This window comes from Glutamicibacter sp. NPDC087673, from assembly GCF_044743255.1.
GTDB lineage: Bacteria > Actinomycetota > Actinomycetes > Actinomycetales > Micrococcaceae > Glutamicibacter.
In genome coordinates this window covers 524392-543160 of sequence record NZ_JBIUWB010000003.1, presented here as the reverse complement: position 1 = coordinate 543160, position 18769 = coordinate 524392, and the positions used below count along the sequence as shown (strand labels likewise).

Here is an 18769-nt window from a genome sequence, read left to right as displayed (position 1 = left end):
AGTGCCTTACTTCGCTGCCTCTAGCAGGGCAGCGATTCCGGCGGCGCGGTCCGTGAGGTTCACGCGCAGCACTGGGCGGTTATGTTCGGCGTCAGCCAGTACTGCGCCATCGCCGATCGCCTGGGCGGTGATCAGGCCGCCGAAGGAGTACGGACGCTCCGGGATCCCAAGGTCTTCCTTGTGATCCGCGGTGACCTGCAAGAACACGCCCTGTGCCGGGCCGCCCTTGTGGTACTGGCCGGTGGAGTGCAAGAAGCGCGGACCCCAGCCGAAGGTGACTGGACGGCCGGTCTTCTTGGCGAGCAGATCGCGCAGCGCGGCAAGCTCCTGGTCCGCAATGCGGTTCAGGTATGCCTGGATGGCAAGGTAGCCGTCTGCCGGAAGCTGCGCGGCGAGCTGCTCCACAGCCGCCTCCAAGGTCTTGGCCCCGGTGCCGTAGAGCTCAACTGGTCCGTCCACTGCATCCGGAGCGCTCTGCGCCGGAGCATCGAGCATGGAACGGGCGGCGATCTTCGCGGCCTCGACATCAGGCTGGTCGAAGGGGCTGATGCCCAGCAGGTAGCCGGCCACGGCGGTGGCGTACTCGAAGATCATGAAGGCGGTGCCCAGCGGTGCACTGAAGTGCACGGCGGTGGCGTCCTCGTCGAAATCCTCAGGCAGCGCGTCGTAGACGAACAGCGGCAGCACGTCCTGAGCCGGGTTCGCCAGCTCCGGTGCATCCACATGCGCGGCAACAGGCAGCACGCCCTTGCCTTCCTTGCCGGTGGACTCGGCGATCAGCTGCTCGGCCCAATCGCCGAAGCCCGGCAGGGCATCGCCCACACAGGCAATCAGCAGCTTGTCGCGGCCCGCGGTAGCCATGGCGGCACCCAGGTGCAGCGCGAGGTTGTCCTCGTCGTCCAGAGCCAGCACATCGTTGATCAGCCCGGATTCTTCAACCAGGGCTTCGATGTCCGCGCCGGCCAGGCCCGAAGGGACCAGGCCGAAAGCGGTCAGCGCCGAGTAGCGCCCGCCGACATTCGGATCCGCAGTGAATACCGCGCGCACGCCATCAGGATTATCCATGGGCGAGCCCGGATCGGTGACCAGCACCAAGCGGGTCGCCGGATCAATGCCGGCAGCCTGGAAAGCTGCGGTGAACGCACGGCGCTGCGAATCGGTTTCCACGGTGGAACCCGACTTGGAAGCAACCACCACGACGGTGCGCTGCAGGTCGGTTTCCACGATCTGCTTGACCATCGACGGATCGGTGGTGTCGCAGATGACCAGTTCCACCTCGTCATGGGCGGTGATGACCTCAGGAGCCAGCGAGGAGCCGCCCATGCCGCACAGCACGATGCGGGTCAGGCCCTCTTCTTGCAGCTCATCGCGCAGATCCAGGATCTGCGGGATCAGTTTGCCAGCTGCCTCGAAGGGGTTGACCCAACCGAGGCGGATGGCCGATTCAGCTTCTGCCTCAGGACCCCAAATGGTCGGGTCCTGGGCGGCGATGCGGCTGCCGATCTTCGCTTCGATCAGCTTCGGGAGCAACGCATCGACGGAGGCCAGGGCCTCGCCGGAGGTTACCAGACCAAGCTCCATCTACTTGGCTCCCTTCAATGCCACAGCCATGTCCTCAAGCAGCTCGTTCCATGCGACGTCGAACTTCTGAACGCCTTCGACCTCGAGCAGGTCCACGACCTCGTTGTAGTCGATGCCCAGTGCAGCGAGCTTGTCCAGCACGCGGTTGGCCGCATCGTAGCCGCCGGCGATCGCGTTGCCGCGCACCTCGGCTTCAGCCGCGGTGGCGTCCAGGGTCTTCTCCGGCATGGTGTTCACGGTCTGCGGCGCGACCAGTTCGGTCACGTACAGGGTCGATGGGTAGGCAGGATCCTTCACGCCGGTCGAAGCCCACAGCGGACGCTGGACGTTGGCGCCGGCAGCTGCCAGCACCTCGTAGCGTGCCGAAGCGAAGGACTCTTCGAAGACCTGGTAAGCCAGGCGGGCATTGGCCACGCCGGCCTGGCCGCGCACGGCGGCCGCGGCATCGGTGCCGATGGCGTCCAGGCGCTTGTCGATTTCCGAATCCACGCGGGAAACGAAGAAGGAAGCGACCGAGTGGATCTTGGACAGGTCCACGCCGGCAGCGTGGGCCTTCTCCAGGCCCAGCAGGTAGGCGTTGATGACCTCGCGGTAGCGTTCCAGCGAGAAGATCAGGGTGACGTTCACCGAAATGCCGGCGGCAATGGTTTCGGTGATGGCTTCCAGGCCCTCGACGGTTGCCGGGATCTTGATCAGCACGTTCTCGCGGTTCACGCGTTCGTACAGGGCCTTGGCCTGGGCGATGGTTGGTGCGGTCTCGTGAGCCAGGCGGGGATCGACCTCGATGGACACGCGGCCGTCGAAGCCCTGGGAGGACTCGTAGACGCCCTTGAACAGGTCGCAGGCAGCTGCCACGTCGTCGCTGGTGATTTCGGTGATCGCGTCTTCCACCGAGCGGTGCTTCTGCTCGGCGATGGCCTCGCCGTACACCTCTGCCTTGGACAGCGATGCCGCGAAGATTGCCGGGTTGGTTGTCACGCCGACCACGTTCTTCTCTTCGATCAGCTTGGCCAGCGAGCCGCTGGTCAGCCGTTCACGCGAAAGGTCGTCCAGCCAGATGGAGACGCCGGCATCGGACAGGGCCTGGGTATTCGGGTTGCTCATAATCTTTACTTCGGTTCCTTACTTGGCAGCGTTCTGCATGGAGGTTTCGGCAGCGGCTACAACAGCCTCGGTGGTGATGCCGAACTCGGAGTACAGCTTCTTGTAATCGGCGGAAGCGCCGAAGTGATCCAGCGAAATGATTTCGCCGTGCGCGCCGACCAGCTCGCGCCAGCCCTGGGCCACGCCGGCTTCAACCGAAACGCGGGCGGTGATGGCTGCCGGCAGGACCTCTTCGCGGTAGGCCGCGTCCTGCTTGGCGAACCATTCCAGCGACGGCAGCGAAACGACGCGGGCCGCGACGTTCTTGGCAGCCAGGGCTTCGCGGGCTTCGATAGCCAGCTCGACCTCGGAGCCGGTGGCCAGCAAGATGACATCCGGAGTGGTCTCCGCGCCATCGCGCACAGCCTCGGCGAGGATGTAGCCGCCCTTCAGCGTGCCTTCGGCGCCGCGGAAGCCGGTGGCCGCGCGGTCGTAGATTGGCAGGTTCTGGCGGGAGAGGACGATGCCCGACGGGGTGTCGGTCAGCTCGAGGATGCCGCGCCATGCGTAGGCGACTTCGTTGGCATCCGCTGGGCGGACGACGTCGAAGTTGGGGATGATGCGCAGCGAAGCGAGCTGCTCCACTGGCTGGTGGGTCGGGCCGTCTTCGCCCAGGCCGATGGAGTCGTGGGTCCACACGAAGATCGAGGGGACACCCATCAGCGCGGCCAAGCGGATCGCCGGACGCTGGTAGTCCGAGAAGATCAGGAAGGTTCCGGAGAATGCACGGGTCGGGCTGGAGAGCACGATGCCGTTCACGATCGAGGCGGCGGCGTGCTCGCGGATGCCGAAGTGCAGCACGCGGCCGTACGGGCTGGCGGACCAGGAATCGGTGGAGCGGCGCTCGGGAGCGAAGGACTTCGCGGTCTCGATGGTGGTGTTGTTCGAACCGGCGAGGTCGGCAGAGCCGCCCCAGAGTTCTGGCAATTCATCGGCGATCGCGTTGATGACCTTGCCCGACGCGGCGCGGGTAGCCATGGTGGAGCCTGGCTCGAAGGTCGGGATCTTCTCGGTCCAGCCCTCTGGCAATTCGCCAGCCTGCAGGCGCTCAAGCAGGGCGGCTTCTTCCGGATTGGCTGACTTCCAGGCCTCGAAGGTCTCGTTCCACGAGGCGCGCAGCTGCGCACCGCGGGTTACGACCTCGCGGGCGTGAGCCAGTACATCGTCCTCGATCTGGAAGTTCTTCTCGGGGTCGAAGCCCAGGATCGTCTTCAGGCCGGAAACTTCCTCGGTACCCAGCTTCGAGCCGTGGATGCCGCCGGTGTTCTGCTTGGTCGGCGATGGCCATCCGATGATGGTGCGCAGGCTGATGATCGATGGGCGGGAGGTCTCGGCCTTCGCGGCGCGCACAGCAGCATCGAGTGCGGCCATGTCCTCGACGTATTCTCCGGTGACGGTCCAGTCCACGCGCTGGGTGTGCCAGCCGTAGGACTCGTAGCGGCCCAGCACGTCTTCGGTGAAGGCGATGTCGGTGTCGTTCTCGATGGAGATCTTGTTGTCATCGTAGATCACAACGAGGTTGCCCAGTTCCTGGTGGCCGGCCAGCGAGGAGGCCTCGGAGGTGACGCCTTCCTGCAGGTCGCCATCGGAAGCGATGACGTAGACAGTGTGGTCGAACGGGCTGGTCCCTGCCTCGGCAGCTGGATCCAGCAGGCCGCGCATGCGGCGCTGGGAGTAGGCGAAACCAACGGCGGAAGCCAGGCCCTGGCCCAGCGGACCGGTGGTGATCTCAACGCCGGCGGTGTGGCCGAACTCCGGGTGGCCCGGGGTCTTGGCGCCCCAGGTGCGCAGCGCTTCGATGTCTTCCATCTCTAGACCGTAGCCCGAGAGGAACAGCTGCAGGTACAGGGTCAGCGAGGTGTGGCCCGGGGAAAGCACGAAACGGTCGCGGCCGATCCAGTTCGGATCCTTCGGATCGTGGCGCAGGTGCTTCTGGAAAATCAAGTAGGCGGCCGGAGCCAAGCTCATTGCGGTACCGGGGTGGCCATTGCCAACCTTTTCGACGGCGTCGGCTGCCAGGACACGGGTGGTGTCGATGGCCTTACGGTCCAACTCGGTCAGTGAGAATTCTTCAACTAAGGATTCAGTCGCCACAGCGGCGTTCCTTCCATTCAGGCTTGGACGGGAGATATCTCCCGCTGACACGCAATACGCCGTCGCCTCCCCATTCCTCCGGCTGTGCTTTATTCAGAGGGATGCAGGTCGCGACGGCGCAATCTGAGTCAACTCTATCGCGAAAAGGCGTATTGGGGCGTTGGATTTAGCAAGATGACACAGAATTATTCGGTTTGCGCAGAAGGTGGACTTGATACGGCTATTCATGCCACGGCGTGAGCGAATTGCTCAGGCATTCTGCGCATTCGTGCGCAGGTGGCAGCCGGGGGATATGGGTGGCCGGGCGCTTCTGCCAGCCGGTGCACGGCAACCAGCCAACGCTACAAAGAACAAGATTTGTTCCACTAGCGGCCATCAGTTGCCATCTTTGTTCATTTGGGAGCAGGGTCCGGGGGACCACGCGCGATCTGCCGAAATGCTGTTGGGCATTTGGAACCGGATGAGTTCTCCCGCCGCGCGGGGTTATTCCATCGAAGGCTCCCGGCTTGTCGGCTTTGGCGTGCTGCAACGGTTCGCGGGAAACGCTGGTTGGGGCGGGGGCTGCCTGCGGAAGATCGGTTCGAGGAGCAGAATCCGATGGGAGGGTGAAGCCGCAAAGGTGCATGGCTAGCCGCCGGGCAGGCGATTGTAGCGTCTTGAATTGAGCCAAATCACCATTTTTCAACTGTGATCCTCTCCTGGGGAGTTTCAATCAATTTCTATCCAGCGTAGAATGACAGTGTCTGTCTTGTACCCGTGAAGAACTGAGTGCGTTTAATTGAAGACTCAAAGTGTCGCCGCAGCATCAGTGCCCCGCGCATCGCGTCAGCCTGATGAAAATGCCGGCGATTTTCTGAAGCGCAAGGCCAATGCCTATGTGGCGTTGACGAAGCCTCGCGTAATCGAGTTGCTGCTAGTGAGCACCCTTCCGACCATGATCTTTGCCGAACGGGGTTTCCCCTCCGTCTGGCTCATGATCTCCACCCTTGTTGGTGGAGCTATGGCCGCAGGTGCTTCTGGTGCATTCAACTGCTATATCGATCGCGATATGGATAAGTTGATGAAGCGTACCAAGGGGCGCCCTTTGGTCACTGGGGACCTCACCCCGAGGGAAGCACTGGTCTTCTCTTGGGTATTGGCCATAGCCTCCCTGGTGGTTCTCTGGGTTGGCACCAATCCGCTGACGACCGCCTTGGGCCTGGCTGCAATCCTCCTCTACGTCGTGTTCTACACTTTGATCCTCAAGCGCCGTACCGCTCAGAACATTGTCTGGGGTGGCATCGCCGGCTGCATGCCTGTGCTGATCGCTTGGGCCGCAGTGACCAACACAATTGAATGGCCAGCGATCATCCTGTTCCTGGTGATCTTCCTCTGGACCCCGCCGCATTACTGGCCGCTGTCCATGAAGTATGCGGATGACTACAACGCGGCTTCAGTGCCTATGCTGGGCGCGATCGCCAACGCTCGCCGCGTTTCGGTACAGGTTGTGCTCTACGCTTGGGCCACTGTCGTTTGCTCGATGCTGCTGGTCCCACTGGGTAGCGCAGGAATCGTTTACTCCGCAATCGCTGGCGGCGCGGGCATCTGGTTCGTCTACGAATCGCACGTGCTCTACCGCGAAGCGCAGAGCGACCATAAGCCGGCTGAGATCAACCGCAAGGCCATGAAGGTCTTCCATATCTCCATTACCTACTTGTCGATCGTATTCCTGGCCTTGGCCATTGACCCGTTCGTGGGTAGCCCGCTGTTCGGCTAGGTTCAACGCCGCAGCTGAGCGTCGGTTAGCGCCCTTCCTGGAATCCAAATGAAAATGGATTCCAGGAAGGGCGCTTTTCTGCGTTCGAGCGTAGTTGCCCTTCGCATCGGCCAATGCATGCGCACTATGCGTTTAGGCAGAAATTACTCTCATCGAGGGAAATAAGACTAGATCTTGCTATGCAAGTCTTGCTACGCAAGGTATGGTTATCGCATGTCCGATCAACGCGAGAAAATCGCCACGAATATACGCAAGGGCGTCCTTGAGTACTGTGTGCTGGCTTCGTTAGCCAGCGGAGATAAATACGGGTTGGAGCTGGCAGAAGAGCTCACCGCGCGGAAGCTTACCGCCGGCGAGGGGAGCCTGTATCCGTTGCTGGCGCGCATGAAAGCCACTGGGCTGGTAGAAACCTACTGGGAAGAAGGCGCGTCGGGACGCAAACGGAAGTACTACACCATTACCGAGCACGGGCATCTGATGGTTGGCGAGTTCCGCGGGGTATGGGAAGCAATTTCAATGCAAGTCACCGATCTACTTGGAGAGCAACATGGCATCGACAGCTGAGCAGTACAGTGCGGAAGCGTATTTGCGGGAATTGGGGAAGCTCCTGCGCGGTGCTCCAAGGGATATGGGCTTAGAGCTTCTGGAGGATGTGGCGCAGCATATCGAGGATGGCCGAGCCCTAGGCAGGGATGATGACCAAATCCTCGCCGCGCTAGGCAGTCCTGAAACTGTTGCAGCCCCTCTGATGGCCGAGTACGCGGCTCCGCAGGAGCGGGCCATCCTACGCAGGAATAGCTTAGTGCTCGGTGCGGTGGCACTGGTCCTCGGTGTCCTTGTCTCCATCATCGATACGACTCTGGCAGATACCCTGGGTGACCTGATTTTTGGCGCTTCTGTGCCAGAAGGTGAGGGCAGTAGCTACGACTCGATATATGAGCAAGGCGCATTGCAACTGCTGATCTTCGCAATATTCGGACTTGGCGTAGCGGCCACCGCGGTCATGAAGGGAAAAACGGCACGAATCTACGGCTACGCGGCGGCCTTGTGCATGACAGCGCTCGTTGCCGGATTAATTACCAGCAGTGGAATCTTCTATATCCCGTCAATGGTCGCAGCATGGATGCTAGTCGGAATCAATGGGCGTTCGTCCAAATCGGTGAATCGAGAACCGCGTTCAAAGTTGATCCGCATCATTGGTGGCACTGCTCTGCTATTGCCAGTCGTGCTCCTGGGAGCCGCATCGTTCACGAGTATCGAGCCGAACGTCGCCGTATACGCATACCTTGCCCTGGGCTTGGCCTGCGGCATCGGGTTCTTGTCCAATTCCCGGATTGCTCTATGGGCTACCTGCGCTAACGGTGCCGCCCTTCTTGCGGTTTCCACCGTGGATCAAGGGCTGCTGCTTGCGGCATTCTGGCTAGCCGGAACAGTCTATTTCTTCTTTGGACTTTATGGTTTGATGTGGTTCACGCGCCGTGGAACGGCCGGGGAACAGCGTTAAGCAACTGGGGGTTGCCCTGCACATCGAGTGCAGGGCAACCCCCAGTCATTTACTCAGGATTCTAGGAATCGTTGCGCTGGTATTCCGGAAGGATGGCAGCCCGATCCCAGACGTTTGCGGAGGCGGCAAGCAGCAAGCTCGCGCCGAGCATGTGGGAGAGTACCAGGGCGACTGGCAGCCCATTGAAATGCTGGATGTAGCCAATTGCTGCCTGGACCGCAATTGCCGCGACAAGCCACCAGATGGCGATGCGAAGCTGGATGTTTCCGCCCTGCTTGTAGGCCAGAATCAGCACCACGATGGTTGCGGCAACGAGCAAGTACACCGGAGCAGTATGCATGCGGGTTACCAGCAGCGGATCGAACAAGTGGCGCGGGGCATCGGCATCGCCTGCATGCGGTCCGGTGCCGGTCACGATAGTTCCGAATGCCACTGCGAGCAGGGAGAAGATCCATGCGGCGAAGGAGAGCTGGCGGATCGACTTGCTGCTCTGATCGAACTTGCGGTTCTTCAGTTCCTTGGCGGTGCGGTTCACCTGGAATGTTGCCATGATGACCAGTGCGCCGGAAATCAGGAAGTGCACCGAAACGACCCAAGCGTTCAGTCCGGTCCACACGGTGATGGCTCCGATGAGTGCCTGCAACGCGATGCCGGCGAGCAAGCCGATGGACAGCTTGAACAGGGTGCGGTGGGTAGGGCGCATCTTCCAGATGGAGATCAGGAACGCGACAGCGATGACCAGCAGGACAAAGGTCAGCAGGCGGTTGCCGAACTCGATGATTCCATGGATGCCCATTTCCGGGACAGGGGTCATCGAACCGGGAACGCAATTGGGCCAGTGGGAGCAGCCGAGGCCCGAATTCGTCAAGCGTACGGCTCCACCGGTGACGATAATGCCAATCTGCGAGATCAGGGATGCGATCGCGAGACCATGCACGAGGCGAGTGACCTTCGTGGGCAGTTTATCGGCCCAGCTCTGGGTGGCTTGGGCTGAAGACATTGAAATCTCCCTTTTCGGAATTTGGGTGGTGGTCAGCTCCATTTGAACAGCTTGATGGCTGCAAAGGAGCCAACTGCTGACCAAAGGATCAAGAAGATAAGGCCAGCAATGCTGAACTGGCCGTGGATCAGGGCATCGCGCATGGCATCGCCCAGCGCTGCCGATGGCAGCGCATTCAGGGTTGGCTGGGCCCAATCAGGGGCCATGCTCAAGGGGTAGAGGACACCGCCGGCACCGGCCAGCAGGATCCAGGCAAGGTTGGTGATCGCCAACGTCGCTTCAGGGCGGACGGTGCCGGCAATCAGCAGGCCTAGCGCGGTAAACGCGGCTGCGCCCAAGAGCAGGAAGAGTATAGCCGGAGCAATGCCCCAAGGGTTCGGATGCCAGTCCAGGAACAACAAGGAGACAGAGCAGATTAAGACGACCTGGATCAGCAGGACCGACAGCACGGCAATGACCTTGCCGAAAATCAGTCCGGTTTTCCCCAGCGGCGTAGTGGAGAACATGGTCAGCACGCCATAGCGGCGGTCAAATCCGGTGCCAATTCCCTGCCCGGTGAAAGCCGTCGAAATGACGCACAAGGCCAAGACGCCAGGAACGGCGGCATCAATGCTGCGGTCTGCGACATCCTTGACCAGATCGGTCAGGGTGAGCACGAAGAGCGCAATGAGCGGCATGACAACAGCGAGAATGAGCTGTTCACCATTGCTGAGCATCTGGATGGATTCGTATTTACCCTGGTTCAGGATTCGGCGCAGTGGCGAGACAGCATTGGAACGTGCCTGTGTTTGGCTCATGCCCTTCCCTCCTTCTGTGCGATTTCAAGGAAAACGTCTTCGAGGCTTCGTGACTGCAAGTTGAGCTCGGTTGGCAAAATGCCCTCCTGGAGCCACCAATGGGTTAGCCAGTTCAAGTGTTCGGGGGAGTTGACCCCGTCGAGCCGGTATTGGCCGGCTCCGGTCTCCTCCAGGTGCAATCCTGCCGGTGGTTCAGGTAGGCGCAGCCCTGCTGGGGCGGAGAAGGACACCGGGCGGGTGTCCTGGTCTTCGGCAGCGCGGGCCGTCAGCTCGGCCACGGTGCCTTGCGCCACGGTGCAGCCCTTGTCGATGATGTAGACGTAGTCGCTGAGGCGTTGCGCGTCATCCATGAGGTGGGTGGTGAGGATGATGGCCTTTCCTGCATCGCGAAGTTCGGCAATGAGGTCGAAGACTACCTGGCGGGACTGCGGATCCAGCCCAGCACTTGGTTCATCGAGGAAGAGCACTTCCGGATCTCCGGCCAGCGCCAGGGCCAAGGCGACGCGCTGCTTCTGGCCACCAGAGAGACGGCGGATCGTGCGGGTGCCAAATGATTCGAGATCCAACCGTGTGATCAACGCATCAATATCAATGGGCTTCTGATAGAGGGAAGCGACGTGCCTCAAGAGCGGAACCGGTCGCATTGAGGGTGGCAACCCTCCGTCTTGGAGCATGACTCCGACGCGGGAACGCAATTCGGGATTGTCGCCGAAGGGGTTCTGGCCCAGGAGTTCGACGGTTCCGCCTTCGGGCTGAAGCAGCCCCTGGGCACAAGCGAGGGTCGTGGATTTGCCGGCTCCGTTAGCTCCTAAAAGCGTGGTGACCTGACCCGGATAAGCTTTTAGGGACACCGACTCCAGGACTCGCAACATGCGATTGTCCAAGGCGGGGACTGGACCTAAATCTTTAGCCAGCTCGTTGATGACAAGGCTGGGAGTTACAGAAGACACTGAAACATTCTACGACATGTCGAACTGGCTGAGCTGAGTGTTTTGTCACCAACCCTCGAGTTCCGTTGAAGTGGGCGGGACAATGGGAGTGTCAGAGGTTCGATTCAAGTAACGCACTAGTCGGGCAAGCATGTCCTTAGTAAGTCCTTCCTTACTAGACCTAGAGCAAAAATTTACGCATGATTGTGTTGTGTATTCATCAAATTCAGAATCAGCTAGTGGCTCCACTGCCGCGACAGTTGGCGCAGTTGGGGATACCGAGGAGCGTACGCGCGACCGCGTCCTGTACGCAGTACTCGAGGACGGGCCGGTCAGTGCTGCCGAGCTTGGAAGCAAGCTGGGCTTCACGCCTGCTGCGGTCCGCCGTCACCTCGACGCGCTCTCAAAATCGGGACTCGTAGAGGTGAAACTGGTAGCCAACCAGAAAACCGGTGCTGGACGTCCGTCGCGTCGCTACGTGCTTTCGCACCGCGGGCAGACGAAGTTGGGCAACGATTACCTGGAGATTGCTTCCGACGCATTGAAGATGCTCGGCGATGCGGCCGGAGAGGACGCGATTCGCAAGTTTGCGCGTAACCGCTTCGCATCAATGGAAGACCGATACGCCAAGGCGCTGGTCGGCGTTGAAGGGCTGGAAGCACGAGCCGAGGTGCTGGGCAATTTGCTCAGTGCAGATGGATTCGTGGGATACACCCGAAAAGTGGATACCAAAGTGGCAACTGCCCTGATGCATAGCGTGCAGCTATGCCAGGGACACTGCCCGATACAAGACTTGGCACGAGAGTTTCCAGTGTTTTGCGACATGGAAACGGAAATGTTCGCCCGCTTGCTAGGCGTCGACGTCCGACGACTGTCGACCTTGGCCGGTGGAGGACACGTGTGCACGACCCACATCCCTGTGGGGCGTGAAAAGGCGCCAATGCGCGCTGAGAAAAGAACTCGAATTCAGTTCACGAAGCAGGAGAGGCCGCGATGACGGATCAGATTGCACAGGAGTCTGCCGACCCGGGTGTAATTTCCGAAATTCTGGAGAAGAACCCCGAACTCCACGGAATCGGCAATTACGAATACGGCTGGTCAGACAAGAACGACGCGGGTGCAAATGCGCGCCGTGGCGTCGACAAGGACGTAGTGGCGAATATTTCCGCCCTGAAGTCCGAGCCAGAATGGATGCTGGAGCGTCGCCAGAAGGCGCTGAAGTACTTCGATCGCAAGCCAATGCCTACCTGGGGTCCAGACCTCTCGGGTATTGATTTCGACAACATCAAGTACTTCGTGCGTTCCACCGAGAAGCAGGCGACCTCCTGGGAAGAACTTCCAGAAGACATCAAGAACACCTACGACAAGTTGGGTATTCCAGAGGCTGAAAAGCAGCGTCTGGTGTCCGGCGTTGCCGCCCAGTACGAGTCCGAGGTTGTCTACCACCAGCTGCGTGAAGACCTTGAAGCCCAGGGCGTCATCTTCCTTGACACCGACACTGGACTGAAGGAGCACCCGGAGATCTTCCAGGAGTACTTCGGCTCGGTCATTCCAGCGGGCGACAACAAGTTCGCTTCGCTGAACACTGCCGTGTGGTCCGGCGGCTCGTTCGTGTACGTCCCGAAGGGCGTACACGTGGAGATCCCGCTGCAGGCTTACTTCCGCATCAACACGGAAAACATGGGCCAGTTCGAACGCACCCTGATCATCGCTGATGAGGGCTCCTACGTTCACTACATCGAGGGTTGCACCGCACCGATCTACCAGTCGGATTCGCTGCACTCTGCCGTTGTGGAAATCATCGTGAAGAAGGACGCCCGCGTTCGCTACACCACGATCCAGAACTGGTCGAACAACGTCTACAACCTGGTGACCAAGCGTGCCGTCTGCGAAGAAGGCGCCACCATGGAATGGGTCGATGGCAACATCGGCTCGAAGGTCACCATGAAGTACCCAGCCGTTTACCTCGTTGGCGAACGCGCCAAGGGTGAGACCCTGTCCATCGCCTTCGCCGGCGAGGGCCAGCACCAGGACACCGGATCCAAGATGGTCCACATCGCTCCGAACACCTCTTCGGCCATTGTGGCCAAGTCGGTGGCTCGTAACGGTGGCCGCTCGGCTTACCGCGGCCTGGTCCAGGTCCAGGAAGGCGCCAAGGGCACCAAGAACTCGGTGGTCTGCGACGCGTTGCTGGTCGACCAGATCTCGCGTTCGGATACCTACCCGTACATCGACGTCCGCGAGGACGACGTAACCATGGGCCACGAGGCGACCGTCTCGCGCGTTTCCGAAGAGCAGCTGTTCTACCTGATGTCCCGCGGCATGGCCGAGGACGAGGCCATGGCAATGATCGTGCGCGGCTTCGTTGAGCCAATCGCACGCGAGCTGCCTATGGAGTACGCGCTGGAACTGAACCGCCTTATTGAACTTCAGATGGAAGGATCGGTCGGCTAAGAATGTCGGAGACCACCACCCATATCCCAGCAGAGAAGGCGCGCATCGGCGCACCATCGATTCCTGGATTCACCGAAGAGGGCGAAGACCTTTCGCCGATCAACGACAACGACAGCTCGCCGCTGGCCGGTGCCTCCACCAAGGCGCACAGCCACGGCGGCGGAGTTGGAGTTCCCGATTCATCGCGTGCCGGTCGACTGACCAGCACCAATGTAGATGACTTCGCCAAGCTGACCGGTCGTGAAGAGGACTGGCGCTTCACCCCGCTCAAGCGCCTGAAGGGCCTGCACAGCGATGACCTCACCGGCGCGGCTCCCAAGATAGAGCTCGCCGGCAACGGAATCGCCAAGCTGTCGGTTGTTCCGGCTGGCGACGCGCTGAACGGTGTTGCGCATACCCCGGATGACCGCGTGTCGGCCAACGCTTGGAAGTTCGCTTCCGAGACCCACGTTGTGACGATCCCGAAGAACGCCGAAGGTGCCAACGCAACCCTGCGCATCACCGGCGAGTCGCTGGCAGCGGCGGCTCAGCACCTCATCGTTGTTGCCGAGGAAAATTCCGAGGCTACTGTTGTGCTGGACCACGTCGGTTCGGCAGTGCTGGCACAGAACGTCGAGTTCGACGTCCAGGCCAACGCCCGCTTGACCGTGATCTCCCTGCAGGCTTGGGAAGATGACGCCGTTCACGCTTCCTCGCAGCAGGCGCTGGTAGCTGCTGGCGCTTCGTTCAAGCACATTGTTGTTTCCTTCGGTGGCGACCTGGTTCGCGTGAACCCGTCGGCTCGCTTCACCGGCGAACGCGCTGAGATCGAGCTCTACGGCTTGTACTTCGCAGATGCCGGCCAGCACCTGGAGCACCGCTTGTTCGTTGACCACGCTGTGGCCAACTGCAAGTCGAACGTGCTGTACAAGGGTGCGCTGCAGGGCAAGGACGCACACACCGTGTGGGTTGGCGATGTGCTGATCCAGAAGGCTGCTGTTGGTACCGACTCCTACGAAGCCAACCGCAACCTGGTTCTGACCGATGGCGCCCGCGCTGATTCGGTTCCGAACCTTGAAATCGAAACCGGTCTGATCGATGGTGCTGGCCACGCATCGACCACCGGCCGCTTCGACGATGAGCACCTCTTCTACCTGATGGCTCGCGGCATCGATGAAAAGACCGCACGCCGCTTGGTAGTTCGCGGATTCCTGAACGAAATCGTTCAGCAGATCGGCGATGAGGCTCTGCAGGAGCGACTGACCGACACCATCGAAGAAGAATTGGCTGCTACCGAGAACTAGGTAGTGCTCGCTTCACCAGCTTTTTAGCCTTAGCGCTTTTTAGAAAGAAACGGAACGACGTATGTCTACTCTGGAAATCAAGGACCTGCACGTCTCGATTGACACCGAGCAGGGCGAGAAGGAAATTCTCAAGGGTGTAACCCTGACCATCAAGACCGGCGAAACCCACGCAATCATGGGCCCTAACGGCTCGGGCAAGTCGACCTTGGCTTCGACCATCGCTGGCCACCCGCGCTACAACGTCACCTCCGGCTCCATCACCCTCGATGGTGAAGATGTCCTGGAGATGAGCGTCGACGAGCGCGCCAAGGCTGGCCTGTTCCTGGCTATGCAGTACCCGGTAGAGGTACCAGGCGTAACCATGACCAACTTCCTGCGTACCGCCAAGACCGCCATCGACGGCGAAGCTCCAAAGCTGCGTACTTGGACCAAGGACGTCAAGGAAGCTATGAGCAAGCTGAAGATCGATGCCGACTTCGCTGGCCGTAACGTCAACGAAGGCTTCTCCGGCGGCGAGAAGAAGCGCGTCGAGATCCTGCAGCTGGAACTGTTCAAGCCCAAGTTCGCAGTGCTGGACGAGACCGACTCCGGCCTGGACGTCGACGCTCTGAAGGTTGTCTCCGAGGGCGTTAACCGCGCACAGGACGAGAACGAAATGGGCACCCTGCTCATCACCCACTACACCCGCATCCTGCGCTACATCAAGCCAGAATTCGTGCACGTGTTCGTGGATGGCCGAGTTGCAGAACAGGGCGGCCCGGAACTGGCTGACCGTCTGGAAGAAGAAGGCTACGACCGTTACCTGAACGTCAAGGCCTAAGGTTACAATCATGAGCGAATCGACCGAACAGAGCACGGGAGCCGCTACGACTCCTCTGGAAGACGTTGAGGAAGCGCTCAAGGACGTCATTGACCCTGAACTGGGTGTCAATATTGTCGACCTGGGTTTGCTGTACGGCCTGAAGTACGCGGATGACGGCGTACTCTTGCTGGACCTCACGCTGACAACCGCCGCTTGCCCGCTCACCGATATTATCGAAGAGCAGGTCGGCCAGGCGCTGGAGAGCGTTGTGGACGACCACCGTTTGAACTGGGTCTGGATGCCGCCTTGGGGCCCAGAACGAATCACCGATGACGGTCGCGATCAGATGCGAGCCCTGGGCTTCAACATCTAATTTAGGCTGTTTCAAGCAGAACCGCTTGCTCCCTACGGGGGTGAGCGGTTCTGTTCGTTAACGCCCGAGGGGCCTGCATTCCTTCAGGTATCTCGTGGAAGAGCCGAAAGCGAAAGGGGTACCCGGGGCAGAATCGGGGAGCAGCGCATGTCCGAAGCCGCAAATGGTGCACATGAGAGCGCAACGTGGCCGATCGCAGAAATCGACGAAGCACCCAAGGACGTGAATGACCTCGAGCTGGGAGTCAACATTGTTGGCCTGGGCCTGCTTTACGGACGGTGTTTCGACGGCGATTCAGTCCTGGAAATCGACCTGACGTTGACGACGCCTGCCTGCCCGCTGACCGATCTACTCGAAGCGCAGATTGATGAAGTGCTGAAGAACCTTGTCGACGGCCGGAATCAGATGCAGGCCTTGGGGTTCAACATCTAGGCCAATGCCCCAAGGGCTCAATGCGGTACTGACTCGAAAGCAACCGCGCTTCCGGTGCCACCCGCGGCGGCCATGAGCGCGATCGCCCTTTGCCCAGGTATCCGTGCCTGGTTGGCCTGCCAGAACAGCCGAGTCGCAAGAATCGCGCCGCTAGCACCGTAGGGGTGTCCCAACGCCAAGGCCCCGCCACCCTGGTTCACCGTCACCTCGGTGATCCCTAGCTCATCGAGGCATGCCAGGGCCTGGACCGCAAAGGCTTCGTTGAACTCGATCAGTGGAGTGCTGGAAGCAGCAGCGGATGGCAGCAGGCCGATGAGCTTGCGGTACGCCGGTACCGCCGCCATGCCGAGAATGCCGGGATCGCAAGCACCTGAAGCAGAAGCAAGGTAGCGCATTGCGAAGGTTGGGTTCAGTCTCTGGCGCATTTGTTCGCTCACCAAGATTACCGCGGCTGCACCATCGTTAATCGGGCAGGAGTTTCCCGCAGTCACGGTGCCACCGGGTAGGAATGCCGGCTTGAGCGCAGCGAGCTTGCGAAGTGTCAGTCCGGGCCTGGGGCAGGTGTCGGCCGCTACTTGCCCGTTGCTTGTATCCACGGTGACAAGCTCGCGATCAAAGAGTCCAGCCGCTTGAGCGCGCAGCGCACGCTGGTGGCTCTGCAATGCGAAAGAATCTTGCCGCTCTTGTGCAATGCCGTAGGACTGGGCAATATTCTCCGCAGCTTCGCCCATTTCGGGGTCCGGGTCTCGCTCTGGAGTGAATCGGGCACGCGAGTAGAGGCGCGGAGGCTGGATTACGGAGGTTTGCTTTTCAACCCGCCATGGCGCGGTACTCACCGACTCCACGCCACCGGCCACCACGACATGCGCTTCACCGCAACGTATCATCCGCGCAGCGGCGGCAATTGCGTCCAGTCCACTGGCGCATTGGGCATCGATGCTGGTCGCGCTGACGGTCTTGGGCAGCACCGACGCCAAAGCAGACACTCGCGCTATATTTCCGCCCGGTCCCGCCGCATTGCCGGCAAATACGTGGTCTACATCCGCAGGGGAGATGCCGCTTCGATCTATTAGCGCGTTGATCACCCGAGCCAGCAGTTGGTCTGCGGTAATGCGGGAATACTCCTTGCCTGCTCTGACGATGGGCGTGCGTGCTGCATTGATAATGAAGGCGTCATTCATCTGAGCCAGTCGCTCCGTTCAATGTCCAGATCCTGGAAGTCCAAAGCCGAGGCATTCAATTTTCCGCTGAAGGTCTCGGGCCACGATCGCAAGTAGATGATTTGGTGCGGGATCTTGTACTGGGGCAAATGCTTCTGCAGGCTGGTGAGAAGAGCGGACGGATTGCGGGGTGGCGAAACCGTGTAGGCCAGCAACCTGGCTGGTGCGCTCGATGCATCGATCCGCACTACGGCATTGGCCAGCCCCTCGGCATTAAGCGCTGCGCCCACTTCGCCCGGGTGGATATTGTTTCCGTTGAGATTCATCATCCCGTCGTTGCGACGGGACAGGACGATGCGATTTGAACCCAGGAGCTTCGCCTGATCACCAATGCCGATTGCTGTGCCGCACCGAGCGATGACAGAGTCCGAGCTAAGGTCGTACCCCTTGGCGTTGAACGGGCTATCGATATAGAGCGAGCCAAAGCCTGAACCCGGCGTTGCCTCATGGGTGTGAGCCTGCACCCCGGGAAACAGCTGACCGTCGAAATAGGGAGTTCGCGGATGGTTGGCCAGTCGCTCGCGATACGCGATGAGGCTGTGCTCGCTGCTCCCGAAATATTCAACGCAGCGCGCCGAGGGAGCCATCTGGTGAAGAGTTTGCATGGTCTCCTGGTCCAGGGATTCCCCTCCGCTGATGACCAATCGCAGGCTGGAGAACCGTGCCGGGTCATCCAGGGCCAGCACCTTGCCTAGAATTGTCGGTACGCTGACGATACGGGTGCAGCTGACGCGCGCCAGCAATGATGCAACGCCCTTTTGATCCCATTTTCCGGAAGCCACGAAGGTGCCGCCAGTATGCAGGGACTCGACCATCGCGTAGAGGCCCAGACCGTGGGAAATGGGACTCGGGCAAAGAGTGGAATCATCTGGCGAAGCGCCCAAGATCGTGGCACCGGCACTCAGGGACGCTTCCCACGATGCAGCACTCCGGAGCACAGCCTTGGGACGCGATGAGCTTCCAGAAGTACAAATGATCAGCAGGTCTTCAGCGCAATGAGTCTTGGTCGCGGGCGCAATGTATTCACCGGGCTCGGGTGGCTCGGGCGGCAAGGCGAATCTTGGGACGCCGGGCAAAGGCCGCGGAACCGTCGATTCAAGCACGAAATCGCATTGAAGAGCGGTTGCCATGGAAGTGGCCAGATTTCCGGGCCAAGCAGGGTCAATCACCACCAATGTCTTGCCACTGCGCGCGATCGCATAAAAAGCGATGGCCATCTCAATCGGATCGCTGGTGTGCACAGCGATCCGATTGCCTGGAACGGATTCTAGCCGCTTGGCCAGAGCACCGCTTCTGCTGGCCAACTGCGCATAAGTCAGCCGGCTTTCAACCGTGAGCAGGGCAAGATGATCCGGTCGTTGATTGGCCCACCTTGCCAGTGCCTGCCACAGTTCCATCGAG

General features: G+C 60.4%; 17 protein-coding genes. 9 read left to right on the top strand and 8 right to left on the bottom strand.

Annotation, left to right across the window (positions count from 1 at the left end; all coding sequences use genetic code 11):
• Positions 1 to 6: 6 nt before the first annotated feature.
• The 3 genes from ACIOTL_RS10110 to tkt are packed head-to-tail and all read right to left on the bottom strand — an operon-like array spanning position 7 to position 4818.
• Positions 7 to 1581 (bottom strand): glucose-6-phosphate isomerase, encoded by a 1575-nt coding sequence (locus tag ACIOTL_RS10110; RefSeq protein ID WP_400342462.1) that lies wholly within the window; start codon positions 1579 to 1581, stop codon positions 7 to 9.
• On the bottom strand, positions 1582 to 2685 hold the full coding sequence (tal, locus tag ACIOTL_RS10105) for a transaldolase (protein ID WP_105656655.1): 1104 nt from the start codon (positions 2683 to 2685) through the stop codon (positions 1582 to 1584).
• 18 nt (positions 2686 to 2703) lie between these two features.
• Positions 2704 to 4818 carry a transketolase gene (gene tkt, locus ACIOTL_RS10100; protein WP_400342461.1) on the bottom strand — a complete coding sequence of 705 codons (2115 nt, stop codon included), beginning with the start codon at positions 4816 to 4818 and terminating at the stop codon, positions 2704 to 2706.
• A gap of 808 nt (positions 4819 to 5626) precedes the next feature.
• Between tkt and ACIOTL_RS10095 the strand changes: the two genes are divergently transcribed.
• The 3 genes from ACIOTL_RS10095 (at position 5627) to ACIOTL_RS10085 (ending at position 8078) form a co-directional block, all read left to right on the top strand.
• Positions 5627 to 6574, top strand: a complete 948-nt coding sequence (locus ACIOTL_RS10095) for a heme o synthase (protein WP_400342460.1) — start codon at positions 5627 to 5629, stop codon at positions 6572 to 6574.
• A 213-nt stretch (positions 6575 to 6787) separates the two neighbouring features.
• Positions 6788 to 7138 (top strand): PadR family transcriptional regulator, encoded by a 351-nt coding sequence (locus ACIOTL_RS10090; protein WP_105656651.1) that lies wholly within the window; start codon positions 6788 to 6790, stop codon positions 7136 to 7138.
• The gene (locus ACIOTL_RS10085) at positions 7122 to 8078 is read left to right on the top strand and encodes a DUF1700 domain-containing protein (protein WP_400342459.1); all 957 of its coding nucleotides are present in this window, start codon (positions 7122 to 7124) and stop codon (positions 8076 to 8078) included. The genes ACIOTL_RS10090 and ACIOTL_RS10085 overlap by 17 nt, the downstream gene beginning before the upstream one ends.
• A 61-nt stretch (positions 8079 to 8139) precedes the next feature.
• On the opposite strand, the gene ACIOTL_RS10080 is transcribed toward ACIOTL_RS10085, so the two are convergent.
• Genes ACIOTL_RS10080 through ACIOTL_RS10070 form a run of 3 tightly spaced genes read right to left on the bottom strand, consistent with a single transcriptional unit; the run spans position 8140 to position 10825 of the window.
• Positions 8140 to 9078 (bottom strand): heme A synthase, encoded by a 939-nt coding sequence (locus tag ACIOTL_RS10080; RefSeq protein WP_105656845.1) that lies wholly within the window; start codon positions 9076 to 9078, stop codon positions 8140 to 8142.
• A gap of 32 nt (positions 9079 to 9110) precedes the next feature.
• On the bottom strand, positions 9111 to 9875 hold the full coding sequence (locus tag ACIOTL_RS10075; RefSeq protein ID WP_105656649.1) for an ABC transporter permease: 765 nt from the start codon (positions 9873 to 9875) through the stop codon (positions 9111 to 9113).
• On the bottom strand, positions 9872 to 10825 hold the full coding sequence (locus ACIOTL_RS10070) for an ABC transporter ATP-binding protein (protein ID WP_133834196.1): 954 nt from the start codon (positions 10823 to 10825) through the stop codon (positions 9872 to 9874). The genes ACIOTL_RS10075 and ACIOTL_RS10070 overlap by 4 nt, the downstream gene beginning before the upstream one ends.
• A 190-nt stretch (positions 10826 to 11015) precedes the next feature.
• Here ACIOTL_RS10070 and ACIOTL_RS10065 point away from each other — a divergent pair, with 190 nt between their 5' ends.
• The 6 genes from ACIOTL_RS10065 (at position 11016) to ACIOTL_RS10040 (ending at position 16148) form a co-directional block, all read left to right on the top strand.
• Positions 11016 to 11801 (top strand): metalloregulator ArsR/SmtB family transcription factor, encoded by a 786-nt coding sequence (locus ACIOTL_RS10065; protein WP_105656647.1) that lies wholly within the window; start codon positions 11016 to 11018, stop codon positions 11799 to 11801.
• On the top strand, positions 11798 to 13258 hold the full coding sequence (gene sufB, locus ACIOTL_RS10060) for a Fe-S cluster assembly protein SufB (RefSeq protein WP_133834195.1): 1461 nt from the start codon (positions 11798 to 11800) through the stop codon (positions 13256 to 13258). Before ACIOTL_RS10065 ends, sufB begins: the two co-directional genes overlap by 4 nt.
• A gap of 2 nt (positions 13259 to 13260) precedes the next feature.
• Positions 13261 to 14541 carry a Fe-S cluster assembly protein SufD gene (gene sufD, locus ACIOTL_RS10055; protein ID WP_133834194.1) on the top strand — a complete coding sequence of 427 codons (1281 nt, stop codon included), beginning with the start codon at positions 13261 to 13263 and terminating at the stop codon, positions 14539 to 14541.
• Between the two features lie 61 nt (positions 14542 to 14602).
• Positions 14603 to 15361 carry a Fe-S cluster assembly ATPase SufC gene (sufC, locus tag ACIOTL_RS10050; RefSeq protein WP_105656644.1) on the top strand — a complete coding sequence of 253 codons (759 nt, stop codon included), beginning with the start codon at positions 14603 to 14605 and terminating at the stop codon, positions 15359 to 15361.
• Between the two features lie 10 nt (positions 15362 to 15371).
• Entirely contained in the window at positions 15372 to 15716 is a 345-nt protein-coding gene (locus ACIOTL_RS10045; RefSeq protein WP_133834193.1) for a metal-sulfur cluster assembly factor, read from the top strand.
• 147 nt (positions 15717 to 15863) lie between these two features.
• On the top strand, positions 15864 to 16148 hold the full coding sequence (locus ACIOTL_RS10040; RefSeq protein WP_105656642.1) for a metal-sulfur cluster assembly factor: 285 nt from the start codon (positions 15864 to 15866) through the stop codon (positions 16146 to 16148).
• A gap of 17 nt (positions 16149 to 16165) precedes the next feature.
• On the opposite strand, the gene ACIOTL_RS10035 is transcribed toward ACIOTL_RS10040, so the two are convergent.
• Positions 16166 to 17329 (bottom strand): thiolase family protein, encoded by a 1164-nt coding sequence (locus ACIOTL_RS10035; protein ID WP_400342458.1) that lies wholly within the window; start codon positions 17327 to 17329, stop codon positions 16166 to 16168.
• Entirely contained in the window at positions 17326 to 18765 is a 1440-nt protein-coding gene (locus ACIOTL_RS10030) for a class I adenylate-forming enzyme family protein (protein WP_400342457.1), read from the bottom strand. Before ACIOTL_RS10030 ends, ACIOTL_RS10035 begins: the two co-directional genes overlap by 4 nt.
• Between the last annotated feature and the right edge of the window lie 4 nt (positions 18766 to 18769).

Excerpts from the sequence above, each read along its gene's own strand:
- ACIOTL_RS10040 (WP_105656642.1), top strand. The coding sequence starts at position 15,864 with ATGTCCGAAGCCGCAAATGGTGCACATGAGAGCGCAACGTGGCCGATC.
- tal (WP_105656655.1), bottom strand. The coding sequence starts at position 2,685 with ATGAGCAACCCGAATACCCAGGCCCTGTCCGATGCCGGCGTCTCCATC.
- ACIOTL_RS10075 (WP_105656649.1), bottom strand. The coding sequence starts at position 9,875 with ATGAGCCAAACACAGGCACGTTCCAATGCTGTCTCGCCACTGCGCCGA.
- sufD (WP_133834194.1), top strand. The coding sequence starts at position 13,261 with ATGTCGGAGACCACCACCCATATCCCAGCAGAGAAGGCGCGCATCGGC.
- ACIOTL_RS10090 (WP_105656651.1), top strand. The coding sequence starts at position 6,788 with ATGTCCGATCAACGCGAGAAAATCGCCACGAATATACGCAAGGGCGTC.
- ACIOTL_RS10035 (WP_400342458.1), bottom strand. The coding sequence starts at position 17,329 with ATGAATGACGCCTTCATTATCAATGCAGCACGCACGCCCATCGTCAGA.
- sufB (WP_133834195.1), top strand. The coding sequence starts at position 11,798 with ATGACGGATCAGATTGCACAGGAGTCTGCCGACCCGGGTGTAATTTCC.
- sufC (WP_105656644.1), top strand. The coding sequence starts at position 14,603 with ATGTCTACTCTGGAAATCAAGGACCTGCACGTCTCGATTGACACCGAG.
- ACIOTL_RS10030 (WP_400342457.1), bottom strand. The coding sequence starts at position 18,765 with ATGGAACTGTGGCAGGCACTGGCAAGGTGGGCCAATCAACGACCGGAT.
- ACIOTL_RS10085 (WP_400342459.1), top strand. The coding sequence starts at position 7,122 with ATGGCATCGACAGCTGAGCAGTACAGTGCGGAAGCGTATTTGCGGGAA.
- ACIOTL_RS10110 (WP_400342462.1), bottom strand. The coding sequence starts at position 1,581 with ATGGAGCTTGGTCTGGTAACCTCCGGCGAGGCCCTGGCCTCCGTCGAT.
- ACIOTL_RS10080 (WP_105656845.1), bottom strand. The coding sequence starts at position 9,078 with ATGTCTTCAGCCCAAGCCACCCAGAGCTGGGCCGATAAACTGCCCACG.
- ACIOTL_RS10045 (WP_133834193.1), top strand. The coding sequence starts at position 15,372 with ATGAGCGAATCGACCGAACAGAGCACGGGAGCCGCTACGACTCCTCTG.